A 16,071-nucleotide genomic window follows, 5' to 3' on the forward strand; every position below is an offset into this window, starting at 1 on the left:
CTTCCGATCTTCCCTATCTCGACGATCGCAGCAGTTTCTCCAGCGGTCGCACCAGCGCCAGCACCGTTTCATCCTGCACCTGCGCCGCCGCATCCAGCTGGGCGTGCATCTGCGCCACCTCGCCTGCGCCGTAGGCCTGGTTACGCTCCAGTGCGTTCACCAGATCCAGCCCCATCCGGCTCAGCTCTGCGACCTGGCGCACCTGCGGCTGCAGTGCTTTCAGTTGATAATTGCCCAGCACCAGCGGCATCACCGCATCGCTGTTGCGCTGCCAGCGCTGTAGCTGATGGCGCAGGGCGCTGGCGGCAGCATGATCGCCGCGATTGGCAATCAGCGCATCCACCTGCTTATCCAGCAGCCGCACCGGCTCGCTCTCAGCCGGCAGCACGTCCGCCAGCCGGTTCAGCGGCTCAAAATAGTCATAATGCCCGGCCTGAAACTTCAGGTGCTGGCGGGTGTAATACTGCGCCGGTTCCAGCACTTCCGCTAGCACGCGCAGCGGAGTGATATCGCTGCTGTTGGCCAGCCGCATCATCTGCACCTCGGCCTGCTGATGCTGCTGCAGGCCGACCGACACCGTCCCCCAGCGATCAATCGCGCTGAGCCGCTGGTACATATTCTCGCTGTCGGTCACATCCTGCGCCGACCACAGCCGCTCCGCCACCACAAAGGCGCGCGGCCACAGCCGTGTATCAATCACCCGGCTATTCACGTTCTCCGCCCACAGCGCCGCTTCACCGCCCAGCAAATCACGCTGCAGCTGAGCGGGCGTGGGCAGTACCGGAGCAATACCGGCCGGTATCTGCGCCAGCCTGCTGCCTGTGGTCGGATAGCGCACGTTGCCCACCAGCACGTAGCCGGTCAGGCTGTCACGCGTCAGCGTCACCACCGGCTGAAACGGCCCCATCCAGCTGTCGACGCTGAAGGTCAGCTGCGTCGGTGATAGCCAGCGAATGTCGCTGACCTGGCGTCGCGCCTTGCCGCTGAAATCGATAAAACCGCGCCAGCCGTTTTTGCTCTCAATCAGGGTGAAACTGCCCTGCACCGCGCTGCCTTTCAGACGCGGCATAGTGAACTGCCAGCTTTGCGCCTGATCGTCGGCGCGCAGTTGATCGATGCCGTTCAGCCCCTGCGGCCAGGGATCATTGCGATAGTGATACGCGGCGCTCTGCGGCTGGTCGAGATAAAAACCGGTGGATAGAATGCCGCGATACCCCTGTTTTACCACTTCGCTGAGCGCATCCTGCCCCTGCCACGACTGAATCACAATACTTTTCGGCAGGTCGGGATGGTACACCTCATCCCAGCCAAGCATGCGCCGCTGATGCGCGGCGAGAATCTTTTCAACCCGCTGGTTGAACCACGCCTGCAGCGCATGGGCGTCCTGCAGGCCGTGGTCGCGCATAAACTGCTGAATCTTCGGTGAGGCGTTCCACTGACTGGGATCGACTTCATCCCCGCCGATGTGAATGTAGGGATCGGGAAAGATCGCCGCGACTTCGCCAATCAGCGTATCGATAAAGCGAAACACCGCTTCATTGCTGGGATCGAGCAAGGGTTTAAACACCCCCCAGCCGCGTTCCATGGCATATGGACCCGGCGCGCTCATCAGCTCTGGCATCGCCACGGCCAGGGCGGAAGCATGACCGGGCAGATCGATTTCCGGCACCACGCGCACGCCGCGCAGAGTGGCATAGTGCACCAGCTCGCGCATTTGCTGCTGGCTGTAGAACAGGCCATCACTGGCCTGCTGCTGCAGCTGCGGATAGTGACTGGAAGCAAAGCGCCAGCCCTGATCGTCGGTCAGGTGCCAGTGAAACACGTTCATGCGCGCCGCGGCGATACCATCAATCTGCCGCTTGAGGGTTTCCAGCGGCAGGAAGTGGCGTACCGGGTCGATCAGCACGCCGCGCCACGGGAAGCGCGGCCGATCGTCAATGGTGACAAAGGGAATTTGCGTGCCGCTGGCGGTGTTGGCGATCAGCTGCAGCAGGGTTTCCATGCCGCGCATCGCGCCAAAACGGGTAGGTGCCTGCAGCAGTACGCCACTGCTGCTGACCTCCAGATGGTAGCTTTCGTCGCTGTCCGGTTGCGGTAGCGGATCGACCGCGTCGGCAATCCGGACCTGAATGGCGGGACGATCGCTGGCCGGGCTGGCGGGCAGCAGCGCCCAGCCGGTTTGCCGCGCAATGCGGGCGCGCCAGCGCGCTTCGGCCCCTTCCAGGTGATCGCCGGTGATGTGCAGCGAAAATTGCGGCGTCAGGGTAAACGCACCACCGCCTGCGGGCTGCGTCACCTGCTGTGGCCACGGCATCAGCGGCAGATCGCCTGCCGGTGCGGCCTGCGTGGAAAACGTCAGGGAACACAAAACGGCCAGCAGCGTACTGGGCAGAAGCATGGTGGGCATCCTTGTAAGGCAAAAAGATGGGCCGGAAATGGCGCAAAACGCTCATTAAACCTGTTTCGCAACGCAAAGCAAGTTGCAGCCGGCTGAAGTTTGTGCGGCTTAAAACTTTTCAGTGTAGCGGCTGTTGACCACTGCACGGCTTTCAGGCGCTGGCCGCGCTTCTTTGCGACAGGTCAAAAACAGTGCGATTAATTCCCTCTGAAACACCACATGTTGCGATTACACTCCTTAAAATTATCTACATGTAGTTTCCAGCGGAGAAAGGGAAGATGGCAACGGTAGTGATTAAGCGTGACGGCTGCAGGGTGCCGTTTGATGCCCGGCGCATTGAAGCTGCAGTGCGGGCCGCCGCGCAGGCTGCCCAGGTTGACGACCTGGCCTGGTGCACGACGGTCGCTCAGCAGGTCAGCGCGCAGCTGGCAACCCAGACTGAAGTCGATATTCGTGACATCCAGTGTGCCGTGGAAGAGGCGCTGATGAGCGGACGCTGGCCACAGCTGGCGCGCGCCTATATCGAATACCGTCACGACCGGGATCTGGCGCGCGAGCAGCGCGGCAAGCTGCATCATGCCATTCGCGGCCTGGTGGAACAGACCAACGCGGCGCTGCTCAACGAAAACGCCAACAAAGACAGCAAAGTGATCCCGACGCAGCGCGACCTGCTGGCCGGCATCGTGGCCAAACATTATGCCCAGCAGCAGTTGCTGCCGCGCGATGTGGTGCTGGCGCATGAGCGTGGGGAAATCCACTATCACGACCTCGACTACTCTCCCTTCTTCCCGATGTTTAACTGCATGCTGATCGATCTGCACGGCATGCTGACGCACGGCTTCAAAATGGGTAACGCCGAGATTGAACCGCCAAAATCCATCGCCACCGCCACTGCGGTGACGGCGCAGATTATTGCGCAGGTCGCCAGCCATATTTACGGCGGCACCACCATTAACCGCATTGACGAAGTGCTGGCGCCGTTTGTCACCCTCAGTCTCGACAAGCATCGCCAGATTGCCCGCGAATGGCAGATTGCTGACGTGGAAGCTTACGCGCGCGCACGCACGGAAAAAGAGTGCTACGACGCGTTTCAGTCGCTGGAGTACGAAGTCAATACGCTGCACACCGCCAACGGCCAGACGCCGTTCGTCACTTTTGGCTTTGGCCTCGGCACCGACTGGGCAGCGCGCCTGATTCAGCAATCGATTCTGCGCAACCGCATTGCCGGGCTGGGCAAAAACCATAAAACTGCGGTGTTTCCTAAGCTGGTGCTCGCCATTCGTGAAGGCGTCAACCGCCGCGCCGGCGACATCAATTACGACATCAAACAGCTGGCGCTGGAGTGTGCCAGCAAGCGCATGTATCCGGATATCCTCAACTACGACAAAGTGGTCGAAGTCACCGGTTCGTTCAAAACGCCGATGGGCTGCCGCAGCTTTCTCGGCGTTTACGAGGAAAACGGCGAGCAGATTCATGAGGGCCGTAACAACATCGGCGTGATCAGCCTCAACCTGCCGCGCGTTGCGTTAGAAGCCGAGGGAGACGAAGCCCGCTTCTGGACGTTGCTGGATGCGCGCCTGGCGCTGGCGAAGCGGGCGCTGATGACCCGCATTGCCCGGCTGGAAAAAACCAAAGCGCGCGTCGCACCGATTCTTTACATGGAAGGTGCCTGCGGCGTGCGGCTCAACGCGGACGATGAGGTGGGCAAGATCTTCCGCAACGGCCGCGCCTCGATCTCGCTGGGCTATATCGGTCTGCATGAAACACTCAACGCGCTAAGCGGCAACGCCGTGCATCCGTATGATGCCGCGCATCTGCGCGCAACCGGCGTGGCGATTGTGACGCATCTGCGCCAGGCGGTGGATGCATGGAAAGCGGAAACCGGCTACGGCTTTAGCCTGTACAGTACGCCCAGTGAAAACCTGTGCGATCGCTTCTGTCGCCTTGATGCCGCCGAATTTGGCGTAGTGCCGGGCGTGACCGACAAGGGCTATTACACCAACAGCTTCCATCTCGACGTAGAGAAAAAGGTCAATCCGTACGACAAAATCGACTTTGAAGCGCCCTACCCGGCCATCGCTAACGGCGGCTTCATCTGTTACGGCGAATACCCCAACATTCAGCACAACCTGCGGGCGCTGGAAGATGTGTGGGATTACAGCTACGACCGCGTGCCCTATTACGGCACCAACACGCCGATCGATGAGTGCTACGAGTGCGGCTTCAGCGGCGAGTTCAGCTGTACCAGCAAAGGCTTTACCTGTCCGTGCTGCGGCAATCACGATCCGGCGCGCGTTTCGGTCACGCGCCGCGTCTGCGGCTATCTTGGCAGCCCGGATGCGCGGCCGTTCAACGCCGGCAAGCAGGAAGAGGTGCAGCGCCGCGTCAAACACCTTGATACCGGACAGCTGGGATGATGCACATTCATCGCTACTACGATGTGGATATCGTGAATGGTCCCGGCACGCGCTGCACGCTGTTCGTCGCGGGCTGTGAACATCAGTGTCGCGGCTGCTACAACCAGAGCACCTGGCGGCCTGACTCCGGCGTGCCGTTTACGCTGGCCATGGAGGAGCAGCTGATCGCCGATCTGCAGGATCAACGCATTCCGCGTCAGGGGCTGTCGCTGAGCGGCGGCGATCCGCTGCATCCGCACAATGTGCCGCATATTCGCCGGCTGGTGAAGCGCGTGCGACGCGACTGTCCGGATAAAGATATCTGGCTGTGGACCGGCTACACCCTGGCGGAGCTGACGGCGGCGCAGCGTGAAGTGATTGCGGAAATCGACGTGCTGATTGATGGACGTTTCATCGAAGCGGAAAAAGATGCGCGGCTGCTGTGGCGCGGCAGCCGCAATCAGACTATCTGGTATCTACGCCAGCCACAGTGCGAGGATGCCGAGCAGCATGCCGCTGACGGCCACGCCGCAGAAGGCGATCCACAGCGCGCGCGGCGGGAACGCGCGATGCAGCATCAGTAGCGACGGCACGCTGACCGCGGGCAGCGTCACCAGCAGCGCCAGCGCCGGTGCGATGCCCATGCCCGCCAGCATCATGGTTTGCACGATGGGGATCTCGGCGGCGGTCGGGATCACAAACAGGCAGCCGGCGATGGCCATCAGCATCACCCAGAACAGCGTATTGCCCACCGCGCCGTCCGCGTGAGGAAACAGCCAGACGCGTGCGGCGCCGAGCAGCAGCACCGCCATGATGTAGAGCGGAATGGTGTTACAGAACAGCCGCCACATCACGCGCAGCCAGCGCGTCACAAACCGTTCATGGCTTTCTTGCGGCAACAGCGGCGCGGCAACGGCGGTTTCCGGCACGCTGCGCTGCACCAGCATGGCAATGCCCAGCACCATCACCCCACCCGCCACCAGCCGAATGGCGGCAAACTGCCAGCCGAGCACAAAGCCCATAAACACCAGCGTTGCCGGATTGAGCAGCGGATTTGCCAGCCAGAACGCCATCGCCGCACCGCTTGAAACCTGTGCCTGGCGCAGGCCGACGGTCACCGGCGCGGCACAGCAGCTGCACATCATGCCCGGCAGGCCAAAACCGGTGCCGACCAGCGTGGCCCCCAGCCGGTTGCTGCCCATCAGGCGCAGCAGCCAGCGGCGCGGAATCAGCATCTGTATCAGCGAGCCCAGCACCACACCGAGCACCGCGGCTTTCCACACCGCGAGAAAATAGACCATGGCGTAATCCAGCGCGGCGCGCCACGGCGAATCTGCGGCATTGGCAAGGATCGAGCGGCCGATGGAATGGGTTTCTGCGGCCGTGAAGGCTTTGCCATAGTAAGGCTGCCATTTTACGTACCACAGGCCGATAAGCACCACGGCGAGGAACAGCAGCGGTTTCCACCAGGCGAAGCGGGCCGCTGGTGCAGGTGAGGCGAATTGGGTCATGACCGGTTCCGTATTCAACTGAATAACGTATGCCGCGCGGAGGGCGCGACGCAGATCCCACAGTGTTATTCAGGTTATGCCCGTGTGCCAGCGTCGTCACGCTTAAACTTGATCTGTCTCCGGAATTTAACCAATCCCGCCTGCGCCGGCTGGCTTGCGTTTCCGCGCTCAGGGTCCAGACTTGTCTGTTGAAACGTGTCACGCACAGCAGGTGCGTGACCAGCAAGGAGGAGAAAGATGAGCAAGAAAATAGCGGTTCTGATTACCGATGAATTTGAAGACTCAGAGTTTACCTCACCGGCCGAGGCATTCACCAAAGCGGGCCATGAAGTGGTCACTATTGAGATGCAGGCGGGCAAAACCGTGAAGGGAAAACAGGGCAAGGCCGAAGTCAAAATCGACAAGGATATTGACCATGTCAGCCCGGCCGAGTTCGACGCGCTGCTGCTGCCCGGCGGTCATTCGCCTGACGCGCTGCGCGGTGACGATCGCTTTGTCACCTTTACCAAAGAGTTTGTCGCCAGCGGCAAACCGATTTTCGCCATCTGTCACGGTCCGCAGCTGCTGATCAGCGCGAACGGCGTGCGCGGTCGCAAAATGACCTGTGTGAAAGCTATCGCCATCGATCTGCGTAATGCCGGCGCGGACTTTTACGATAAAGAGGTGGTGGTTGATGATGACAAGCTGGTTACCAGCCGCACGCCTGAAGACCTGCCCGCGTTTAACCGCGAATCCCTGCGCATTCTGAACGCAGCGTAAGGCGGTCGCCCGGTGCGCCTGCGCGCGTGCCGGGCTAACGCTGCCAGACAATCTTTTTGCCAAACCCCAGCGCGTTATCGGTCATTTTCAGCTCATCCAGCATAATTTCCCACAGCGGCGCGGTGACTTTTTTTGCCACCGGGAAGCGCGACTGATAGGCCTTCAGCGCCTGCGCCTCATCGGTCAGTTGTATACGCCCGCGATACTGCACGCCTTTAATCAGCAGCACCGTTTTCGGCTGGCCGTTAACCGTGCCGGCGACGCGTGGATGACGCGCCATCAGCGCGCCGTGGCGCGTATCGGCTTCGGTCATCAGCCAGAACGCCATACGCGCTTCATCGAATACGTAGAAACAGTTGGCGCACCATAGCGCATCGCCGTCGCTGGCACACAGCGACAGCACGTGCTGCTTTTTCAGATAGCGAATCAGATGAGAATGGTCAGACAAGAGCAACTCCGTGCGTTGATAGCGATGCGGCCGCAGGCGCGTTACACTGCCCGCCAGCACATGAACGAGGTTTGTAAATGGAACAGGGCTGGCAGCTATATATGCTGCAAACCGCCGCCGGGATGCTTTATACCGGCATCACCACTGACGTCAACCGTCGCCTGCAGCAGCACCAGCAGGGGCGCGGTGCCCGTGCGCTGCGCGGCAAAGGTCCGCTGACGCTGGTGTTTCACTGCGCGGCTGGCGATCGCGCGGCGGCTTCCCGGCTGGAGTATCAGGTAAAACAGCTGAGCCGGGCGCAGAAACTGCTGCTGGTTGCCCAGCAGCCGGCCTGCTTAACGGCGTGGTTTAGTCGATACGATTGAAAGGTGCCGAGAAGGCGATCAGCCCTTCTGCCCCATCGAATGCATCGTCCGCCAGTTTATACACCTGAAACGCCGCTTCGCTGCCGGGCCAGCGACAGTGCAGGCCATGACGCGCCGCCGGTTCAAAGCCGAGCGGATTGTAGAACTGCGGATCGCCCAGCACCACCACGGCGCTGTAGCTGAACTCATTGAGCGAATCGAGCCCTTCATACACCAGCTGTTTAGCAATGCCCTGATTGCGCACCGAGGCATCAACCGCCAGCGGCGCCAGCGCCACCCAGTTACGATCCTCGCCCTGCAACGTCACCGGACTGAAGGCGGCATAACCCAGCACCTGGCCTTCGTCATCGGTGGCCACCACGCCCAGCGTGAGTAAACCATCTTCACGCAGCTGCTGTACCAGTTCCGCTTCGGCTGCGGTGGCAAAACTGCGCTTTAACAGGCTGTCGATGCCTGCCGCGTCCACACCAATTTCAGTACGAATCAACATGAGATCCCCGCGCGCGCCTCAGCGGCCTTCGCGTCCTGTGTCATTCCTGCCTCAACAAAAGCAGCCAGCTGCAGCAACCCCGTGCGCAATGGCGTGGGCATGGCGTCCAGTTCTATGGCATCCATCAGATTCTTCACCTCCAGTCCCAGCTCCGTGTCGCCCTCAATCACCAGACGGCGCTGAAAGAACAACATATCGGGGTCGGCTTTGCGTGCTGCTACCAGCAGCAGATCGTTGGCTTCGCCACGAAACCAGACATCTGCTTCGGCGTCGCGCGAAACGGTCAGGCGCCCGTCCTGCAGCGTGGTGATCCAGCGCAGATTGACGTCCGCGATCTCAATGCCGAGATAGCGCCCTTGCAGAAAGTCTAACTCACCTTCAGCCAAAGCATGACGAAATTGCCAGTTTAGGAGTTGTTGCAAAACCGTTTTTTTCACGGCGAATGGTGTTAGCGACACCGGTAAAGCGAGGAATTCCGGCCCTTTTTCAATTAACAGGCCGCGTAAGCGTGCGAACATGCGCTGCACTCCCTTGAGAAAATTTTATCTATATTGCCACATCCGTCGGTTTTCGCCTCAACCGGGATCAAGGAAATCGCCCCGCGTCTGTGCGAAAATTCTCCATTCCGCCCTGGCAATCCCGCTTTCACTGCCTTAAATCAACATTGCTGCACCTGCGCTTCCTTACACTCAACGGCGTTCAGAATCCGGGGGAGGAAATTGTATGGAACTGCTGTGTCCGGCGGGGAATTTACCTGCGCTGAAATCGGCGGTGGAGCACGGCGCTGACGCGGTGTACGTCGGCCTGAAAGATGACACCAACGCCCGCCACTTTGCTGGCCTCAATTTTACCGATAAGAAACTGGCAGAAGCCACGCGCTTCCTGCATCAGCACCGGCGTAAACTGCACGTGGCGATCAACACCTTCGCCCATCCTGACGGCCTTAACCGCTGGCAAAGCGCCATTGACGTCGCCGCACAGAACGGTGCCGATGCGCTGATTCTGGCCGATATCGCCACGCTGGAGTACGCCGCCAGCCGCTATCCGCAGGTTGAACGTCACCTGTCAGTGCAGGCATCCGCCACCAATCTGCAGGCCATTCAGTTTTATCACCGCCACTTTGCGCTGAGCCGCGTGGTGCTGCCGCGCGTGCTGTCGATGCACCAGGTGAAGCAGCTGGCGCGCGAAACGCCGGTGCCGCTCGAGGTGTTCGCCTTTGGCAGCCTGTGCATCATGGCCGAAGGCCGCTGCTATCTCTCGTCGTGGCTGACCGGCGAGTCGCCGAACAGCGCGGGTGCCTGTTCACCGGCCAAATTTGTGCGCTGGCAGCAGACGGCACAGGGCATGGAGTCGCGCCTGAACGAAGTGCTGATTGACCGTTACGCCGCCGATGAGAGCGCGGGCTATCCGACGCTGTGTAAAGGGCGCTACGAGGTGGATAACCAGCGCTATCACGTGCTGGAGGAGCCCACCAGCCTCAATACCCTGGCGCTGCTGCCAGAACTGCTGCGCGCCAATATCGCGTCGGTGAAAATTGAGGGACGCCAGCGCAGCCCGGCCTATGTGGCGCAGGTGGCTAAAGTGTGGCGTCAGGCGATTGATCGCTGTATGGCCGATCCGCAACAGTTCACAGTGCAGGATCCGTGGATGCGCGCGCTCGGTGAGCTTTCTGAAGGCAGCCAGACCACGCTTGGCGCCTATCACCGCGACTGGCAATAAGGAGACCGTATGAAATACGCCATCGGCCCGGTGCTGTGGTACTGGCCAGCCGCCACGCTGGAGCAGTTTTACCAGCGCGCCGCAGAGAGCAGCGCAGAGATTGTCTACCTCGGCGAAGCGGTGTGCAGCAAACGCCGCGCCACTGCGTTCAGTCAGTGGATGGAGATGGGCCGCACGCTGGCGGCCAGCGGCAAACAGGTGGTGCTGAGCACGCTGGCGCTGCTGCAGTCCCCTTCGGAAGTCAAAGAGCTGCGCCGCTATGTTGAAAACGGTGAGTTCTTACTGGAAGCCAACGATATCGGCACCGTGAACATGGCGGCAGAGCGCAAACTGCCGTTTGTCGCCGGTCCCACCCTGAATGTCTATAACGCGCAGACACTCCAGCTGCTGCTGCAGGAGGGCATGACGCGCTGGTGCATGCCGGTGGAGATGTCACGCGACTGGCTGATTCAGCTGTTGCAGCAGTGCCATGACGCTGGCCTGCGCGATCGGTTTGAGGTTGAAGTGCTCGGCTATGGCCATCTGCCGCTGGCGCTGTCGGCGCGCTGCTTTACCGCGCGGTCTGAAAACCGCGCCAAAGATGATTGCCAGACCTGCTGTATTGATTATCCCACCGGGCGCCGCGTGCTGTCGCAGGAGGGCCAGCAGGTATTTGTCCTGAACGGCATTCAGACCATGAGCGGCTACTGTTACAACCTTGGCAACGATCTCGCCGGTATGCATGGCTGGATCGATATTGTGCGCCTGTCGCCGCAGGATGAGAGCACGCTGGCACAGGTTGATCGCTTCCGCGCTAACGAAGCGGGTGAAGCACCGCTGATGATGGCGCGCGGCAGCGACAGCAATGGTTACTGGCGCCGCCTGGCCGGAATGGCGCTGGATAGCGGCGGTTAAAGGCACATTCCGGCTATATTCCTGCCGTTATTAGCAGTTTTAATATGGGTAATGATGCGTAATACTGACTGGTGCAGGTTTACTTATCACCTGCGCCATCCTTTGCTGGAGTACCCATGTCTGAGAAGAAAACTGTTCGCCTGTCCGTGCTGGATCTGGCCCCCATTCCGCAAGGCTCGTCTGCGCGTGATGCCTTCCATAATTCGCTGGCGCTGGCGCGTCAGGCTGAAGCCCTTGGCTTTCATCGCTACTGGCTGGCCGAACACCACAACATGACCGGCATCGCCAGCGCCGCAACGTCGGTGCTGATTGGCTATCTCGCCGCTAACACCGAAACGCTGCGCCTCGGCTCCGGCGGGATCATGCTGCCCAACCACGCACCGCTGGTGATTGCCGAACAGTTTGGCACCCTGGAATCCCTCTACCCTGGCCGTATCGATCTCGGACTGGGCCGCGCGCCCGGCTCCGATCAGCGCACCATGCTGGCGCTGCGCCGTCATCTTTCGAGCGCCCAGGCCGACAGCTTCCCGGAAGATGTGGCCGATCTGATCCGCTGGTTTGATGCCGAAGAGGGCGAACATCCGCCGGTGCAGCCGGTGCCTGGCCTCGGGCTGAAAATTCCGGTGTGGCTGCTGGGTTCCAGCCTGTATAGCGCGCAGCTGGCGGCGCAGCTTGGTCTGCCGTTTGCCTTTGCTTCGCACTTCGCGCCAGACCTGCTGTTGCAGGCGCTGCACCTGTATCGCGAAAAATTCCAGCCCTCTGCGCGCCTGGCAAAACCTTACGCTATGGTGTGTGTCAACGTGGTGGCGGCAGACAGCGATCGTGATGCGCGCTTCCTGTTCACCTCGATGCAGCAGCAGTTCATTAATCTGCGCCGCGGCAAGCCCGGCCCGCTGCCGGCGCCGGTGGAGAACATGGATAACCTGTGGTCGCCGTCCGAACAGTATGGCGTGCAGCAGGCGCTGAGCATGTCGGTGGTGGGCGATAAAGATAAAGTGCGCCACGGCCTTGCCGCGCTGCTGCGCGAAACCCAGGCGGATGAGATCATGGTCAACGGCCAGATTTACGATCCGCAGGCGCGCCTGCGTTCGTTCGCGCTGGCGATGGAAGCCGCACGCACGCTGTAAGCCTTACTGCGGTGGGGAGAGTCCTTCCGGCCCCACCGCCATCTTGCGCACATCGCGCGCCGGAGACTGGCCATAAAAACGGCTGTACTCCCGGCTGAACTGCGACGCACTCTGATAGCCCACCCGATAGCCCGCCGTCCCGGCATCCAGCTTCTCAATCATCATCAGTCGGCGCGCTTCGTTGAGCCGCAGCTGCTTCTGATACTGCATCGGCGTCATTGCCGTAACCGCTTTAAAGTGATGGTGCAGCGATGAAATGCTCATGCCAACGCTGCTGGCCAGCTGATCCACCTTCAGCGGCTGATGAAAGTTTTCGCGCAGCCAGCGCGCCGCGCGCGCCACTTTGTTGCCCGGGCGCTCGGTCAGCGCCATGTTCAGAATGCGCGGCCCTTCCGGCCCGGTCAGCAGGCGATAGAAAATCTCCTGCTCAATCAGCGGTGCCAGCGCGGCGATATCCTGCGGCTGATCCAGCAGCGCCACCAGCCGTATCACCGCATCCACCAGCGGTGGCGCGACTTTATGGACGGTAATGCTGCGTTCGGGGGCGGCGCTGCCAATCTGCTGCGGCGGGAAATGCTCCAGATAGCGCAGCAGGCGCGCTTCGTTGATGGTGATGCCGACGCCAAGACAGGGTTTCTCTGGCGTCGCCAGCACCACGCAGGACTGCACCGGCATGTCCATGGTGACCAGCAGCAGATCGCCCGGCCCGTAATGCATCACATCATCGCCCATGCGCAGTGCTTTCTGGCCCTGGGCCATCAGCGCAAATCCCGCCCAGCTGGCAATATGCGCCAGGCTGGAGGGGTGCGAGCTGCGGCCAAAAGAGAGAAAATCAATCGCGCTGGCGGTGCGCCCATCCTGCTGCGCGTGACGGGCAATCATCGCCACCAGCTGCTGCCACTGTTCCTGATGAATCATGCGTTATGCACTCCGCGATGAAAAATCACTGAATCCCCATTCTTACCTGCCGATGCGGTTGCGCCTAGTCCCTGCGCCACAGATTTGCAGGATCGTGCAAAAAGCTTGCAGGATTGCGCTACCGCACAAAGCGGCAACAGCGCATGCTTTACTCACCCGAAATCTCAGGTGGAGAGACACAATGCAAGCACTTGAAGGCAAAATTGCGCTGGTGACGGGCGCGTCGAAAGGCATTGGCGCCGCCATCGCCATGACTTTCGCCGCGGCCGGCGCCCGGGTGGTGGTGAATTATCGTCAGGATGAAGCGGGCGCGGCGGATGTGGTGACCGATATCTGCGCGCTGGGAAGCGACGCCATCGCCGTACAGGCCGATATATCCCGTGAAGCTGACGTGCAGCGCCTGTTCGCCAGCAGTATCGCGCAGTTTGGCGCGCCAGACATCGTGGTCAACAACGCCGGCATGTTCCACCATGGCGACTTCGCCAGCCTCAGCGTCAGCGACATGCAGCAGCAGATCAACGTCAATCTGCTCGGTACGCTGCTGGTGTGCCAGCAGGCGGCGCAGCATTTTCCGGCGCGCGGCGGCTGCATCATTAACCTCAGCGCGCTGAACAGCCAGCGCAGCCTGCCCGGCTCGGTGCTGTGGTCAGCGACTAAAGGCGCAATCGATACCTTAACGCAGGGGCTGGCACGTGAGCTGGGCCCACGCAACATTCGCGTCAACGCGCTTGCACCGGGGATCATTCTGACCGAAGGGCTGCTTGCAGCGAAAAAAATGAATGCAGAATTTAAAGCGCAGCTGATCGCGGCTACGCCGCTGGGACGCTTTGGCCTGCCGGAGGATGTGGCGCAGGTGGCGCTGTTTCTGGCGTCGGAAGAGTCGGCTTATGTTACCGGTGAGCGGGTGCTGATTGCCGGCGGCGTGTAAAGCCCGCGTTACAGACATAAAAAAAGGACGCTTGCGCGTCCTTTTTATTTTTAAGCGATTAACGCTTATGCATCACGGCGACGTGGTGCAGCTGCGCCTTCGTCGCGACGTGGGCCACGGCCACCTTCACGGCTGAAACGTCCGCCTTCACGACCGCCTTCGCGACGCTCAGAGAAACGACGCGGTGCGCCACCTTCACGGTTGCCACCTTCGCGGTTACCACGACGCTCACCACCGAAGTCACGACCGCCGCTACGACGCTCGGTGCGCTCGTGTGGCTGTGCATCGCCCAGCAGCTGCATATTCATCGGCTTGTTGAGAATACGCGTACGCGTGAAGTGCTGCAGGACTTCACCCGGCATGCCTTTTGGCAGCTCGATAGTGGAGTGAGTACCAAACAGCTTGATGTTACCGATGTAACGGCTGCTGATGTCGCCTTCGTTAGCAATCGCGCCCACGATATGACGCACTTCAACACCGTCGTCACGGCCCACTTCAATGCGGTACAGCTGCATTTCGCCAACGTCACGACGTTCGCGACGTGGACGATCGCCACCTTCGCGGCTGTCACGGCTGTCACGACGTGGACGGTCGCCGCCACGCTCATCGCGATCGCGGAATTCACGACGCTGTGGACGTGGTGCATCCGGTGGCAGAATCAGTGGACGTTCGCCCTGCGCCATTTTCAGCAGTGCAGCGGCCAGCGTTTCCATATCCAGCTCTTCTTCTGGCTGCATTTTAGCCAGCAGCGCACGGTACTGATCCAGATCGCTGCTTTCCAGCTGCTGCTGAACTTTGGCAGCGAACTGCGCCAGACGACGCTGACTCAGCAGCTCGGCGTTAGGCAGCTCAACTTCCGGAATAGTCAGCTTCATGGTGCGTTCGATGTTGCGCAGCAGACGACGCTCGCGGTTCTCAACGAACAGCAGCGCACGGCCAGCACGACCCGCACGACCGGTACGGCCGATACGGTGTACATACGATTCGGCATCCATCGGGATGTCGTAGTTAACCACCAGGCTAATACGCTCAACGTCCAGACCACGGGCCGCAACGTCAGTCGCGATCAGGATATCCAGACGACCGTCTTTCAGACGCTCCAGCGTCTGCTCACGCAGCGCCTGGTTCATGTCACCGTTCAGCGCGGCGCTGTTGTAGCCGTTACGCTCCAGCGTTTCTGCAACTTCCAGCGTGGCATTTTTGGTGCGCACGAAGATGATGGCAGCATCGAAGTCTTCCGCTTCGAGGAAGCGCACCAGCGCGTCAGACTTACGGCCGTAAGCGGTCCAGTAAGACTGAGAAATGTCCGGGCGTGTAGTGATGCTGGACTGGATGCGCACTTCCTGCGGATCCTTCATGAAACGCTTAGTGATACGGCGAATCGCTTCCGGCATGGTTGCAGAGAACAGTGCGGTCTGATGACCTTCCGGGATCTGCGCCATGATGGTTTCAACGTCTTCGATGAAGCCCATACGCAGCATTTCATCGGCTTCGTCCAGTACCAGACCACGCAGGCTGGACAGGTCCAGGGTACCGCGTTTCAGGTGATCCAGCAGACGGCCCGGGGTACCAACCACGATCTGTGGACCCTGGCGCAGTGCGCGCAGCTGCACGTCATAACGCTGGCCACCGTACAGGGCCACGACGTTAATACCGCGCATGTGTTTAGAGAATTCTGTCATCGCTTCAGCCACCTGAACCGCCAGTTCGCGGGTCGGCGCCAGCACCAGGATTTGCGGTGCGCGGACAGAAGGATCAACGTTGTTCAGCAGAGGCAGCGAGAACGCTGCTGTTTTACCACTACCGGTCTGCGCCATACCCAGCACATCACGGCCCGCCAGCAGGTGAGGAATACACTCAGCCTGGATTGGCGATGGCTTAACGTAGCCCATACCGTTCAGTGATTCGAGGATGTCGGCGTTCAGGCCCAGATCAGCAAAAGTGGTTTGAATATCAGTCATGTAGTACACGTGCCTCTTAGATTGCGGCGGCCAGTCTACATAACTCGTCGTGAAAACTTTCAGTCATTTTCATCAAAAAGTGTGAACCGGCTCAAATTAGAAGTTTTGACGAACAGAAAAGCCCTCACCTGTTCAGGCGATGACTTTACGGGTAAAT

At 60.5% G+C, this 16,071-nt stretch carries 15 protein-coding genes and 1 pseudogene; 8 read left to right on the forward strand and 8 right to left on the reverse strand.

What is annotated here, in order from left to right:
• Positions 1 to 13: 13 nt before the first annotated feature.
• Positions 14 to 2,398: a beta-N-acetylhexosaminidase gene (locus AC6I79_RS16875; protein ID WP_498027446.1), complete on the reverse strand. Its 2,385-nt coding sequence runs from the start codon at positions 2,396 to 2,398 to the stop codon at positions 14 to 16.
• A gap of 278 nt (positions 2,399 to 2,676) precedes the next feature.
• On the opposite strand from AC6I79_RS16875, the gene nrdD reads away from it, so the two are divergent.
• On the forward strand, positions 2,677 to 4,815 hold the full coding sequence (gene nrdD, locus AC6I79_RS16880; RefSeq protein WP_498027447.1) for an anaerobic ribonucleoside-triphosphate reductase: 2,139 nt from the start codon (positions 2,677 to 2,679) through the stop codon (positions 4,813 to 4,815).
• Positions 4,812 to 5,276 (forward strand): annotated as a pseudogene (nrdG, locus tag AC6I79_RS16885) (anaerobic ribonucleoside-triphosphate reductase-activating protein); the annotation flags it as partial. The gene nrdD and the pseudogene nrdG, both read left to right, overlap by 4 nt.
• On the opposite strand, the gene AC6I79_RS16890 reads toward nrdG, so the two are convergent.
• Positions 5,271 to 6,305: a permease gene (locus AC6I79_RS16890; RefSeq protein ID WP_498027448.1), complete on the reverse strand. Its 1,035-nt coding sequence runs from the start codon at positions 6,303 to 6,305 to the stop codon at positions 5,271 to 5,273. The pseudogene nrdG and the gene AC6I79_RS16890 overlap by 6 nt on opposite strands.
• A gap of 237 nt (positions 6,306 to 6,542) precedes the next feature.
• On the opposite strand from AC6I79_RS16890, the gene AC6I79_RS16895 reads away from it, so the two are divergent.
• On the forward strand, positions 6,543 to 7,064 hold the full coding sequence (locus AC6I79_RS16895) for a type 1 glutamine amidotransferase domain-containing protein (protein WP_021507686.1): 522 nt from the start codon (positions 6,543 to 6,545) through the stop codon (positions 7,062 to 7,064).
• A gap of 34 nt (positions 7,065 to 7,098) precedes the next feature.
• On the opposite strand, the gene AC6I79_RS16900 is transcribed toward AC6I79_RS16895, so the two are convergent.
• Entirely contained in the window at positions 7,099 to 7,512 is a 414-nt protein-coding gene (locus AC6I79_RS16900; protein WP_058774879.1) for a YhbP family protein, read from the reverse strand.
• Between the two features lie 77 nt (positions 7,513 to 7,589).
• Here AC6I79_RS16900 and AC6I79_RS16905 point away from each other — a divergent pair, with 77 nt between their 5' ends.
• Entirely contained in the window at positions 7,590 to 7,877 is a 288-nt protein-coding gene (locus AC6I79_RS16905; RefSeq protein WP_021507688.1) for a GIY-YIG nuclease family protein, read from the forward strand.
• Here AC6I79_RS16905 and AC6I79_RS16910 read toward each other — a convergent pair.
• Together AC6I79_RS16910 and ubiT are read right to left on the reverse strand one after the other, a co-directional pair.
• Positions 7,861 to 8,367 carry a GNAT family N-acetyltransferase gene (locus AC6I79_RS16910; protein ID WP_498027449.1) on the reverse strand — a complete coding sequence of 169 codons (507 nt, stop codon included), beginning with the start codon at positions 8,365 to 8,367 and terminating at the stop codon, positions 7,861 to 7,863. The two genes, AC6I79_RS16905 and AC6I79_RS16910, sit on opposite strands and share 17 nt — an antisense overlap.
• A complete protein-coding gene (gene ubiT / locus AC6I79_RS16915) occupies positions 8,361 to 8,885 on the reverse strand; it encodes a ubiquinone anaerobic biosynthesis accessory factor UbiT (protein WP_058759570.1) in 525 nt (174 codons plus the stop codon). The genes AC6I79_RS16910 and ubiT overlap by 7 nt, the downstream gene beginning before the upstream one ends.
• A gap of 205 nt (positions 8,886 to 9,090) precedes the next feature.
• Here ubiT and ubiU point away from each other — a divergent pair, with 205 nt between their 5' ends.
• From ubiU to AC6I79_RS16930, 3 genes are all read left to right on the forward strand, one after another.
• Entirely contained in the window at positions 9,091 to 10,086 is a 996-nt protein-coding gene (gene ubiU / locus AC6I79_RS16920; RefSeq protein ID WP_498027450.1) for a ubiquinone anaerobic biosynthesis protein UbiU, read from the forward strand.
• A 9-nt stretch (positions 10,087 to 10,095) separates the two neighbouring features.
• A complete protein-coding gene (locus AC6I79_RS16925; RefSeq protein WP_058759572.1) occupies positions 10,096 to 10,980 on the forward strand; it encodes a U32 family peptidase in 885 nt (294 codons plus the stop codon).
• A 116-nt stretch (positions 10,981 to 11,096) separates the two neighbouring features.
• Positions 11,097 to 12,107 carry a luciferase-like monooxygenase gene (locus tag AC6I79_RS16930; RefSeq protein WP_021507693.1) on the forward strand — a complete coding sequence of 337 codons (1,011 nt, stop codon included), beginning with the start codon at positions 11,097 to 11,099 and terminating at the stop codon, positions 12,105 to 12,107.
• A gap of 3 nt (positions 12,108 to 12,110) precedes the next feature.
• Here the strand turns inward: AC6I79_RS16930 and AC6I79_RS16935 are convergent, their stop codons facing one another.
• A complete protein-coding gene (locus tag AC6I79_RS16935; protein WP_058770683.1) occupies positions 12,111 to 13,025 on the reverse strand; it encodes an AraC family transcriptional regulator in 915 nt (304 codons plus the stop codon).
• Between the two features lie 181 nt (positions 13,026 to 13,206).
• Between AC6I79_RS16935 and AC6I79_RS16940 the strand changes: the two genes are divergently transcribed.
• Complete coding sequence (locus AC6I79_RS16940) at positions 13,207 to 13,953, forward strand: SDR family NAD(P)-dependent oxidoreductase (protein ID WP_498008750.1); 747 nt, start codon at positions 13,207 to 13,209, stop codon at positions 13,951 to 13,953.
• Positions 13,954 to 14,018: 65 nt separating this feature from the next.
• On the opposite strand, the gene AC6I79_RS16945 is transcribed toward AC6I79_RS16940, so the two are convergent.
• Positions 14,019 to 15,914, reverse strand: a complete 1,896-nt coding sequence (locus tag AC6I79_RS16945; protein WP_058759574.1) for a DEAD/DEAH family ATP-dependent RNA helicase — start codon at positions 15,912 to 15,914, stop codon at positions 14,019 to 14,021.
• 16 nt (positions 15,915 to 15,930) lie between these two features.
• Positions 15,931 to 15,987: a protein YrbN gene (yrbN, locus tag AC6I79_RS16950; protein WP_098053093.1), complete on the reverse strand. Its 57-nt coding sequence runs from the start codon at positions 15,985 to 15,987 to the stop codon at positions 15,931 to 15,933.
• Positions 15,988 to 16,071: the final 84 nt, after the last annotated feature.

The organism is gamma proteobacterium symbiont of Scutellera amethystina (genome assembly GCF_059730845.1).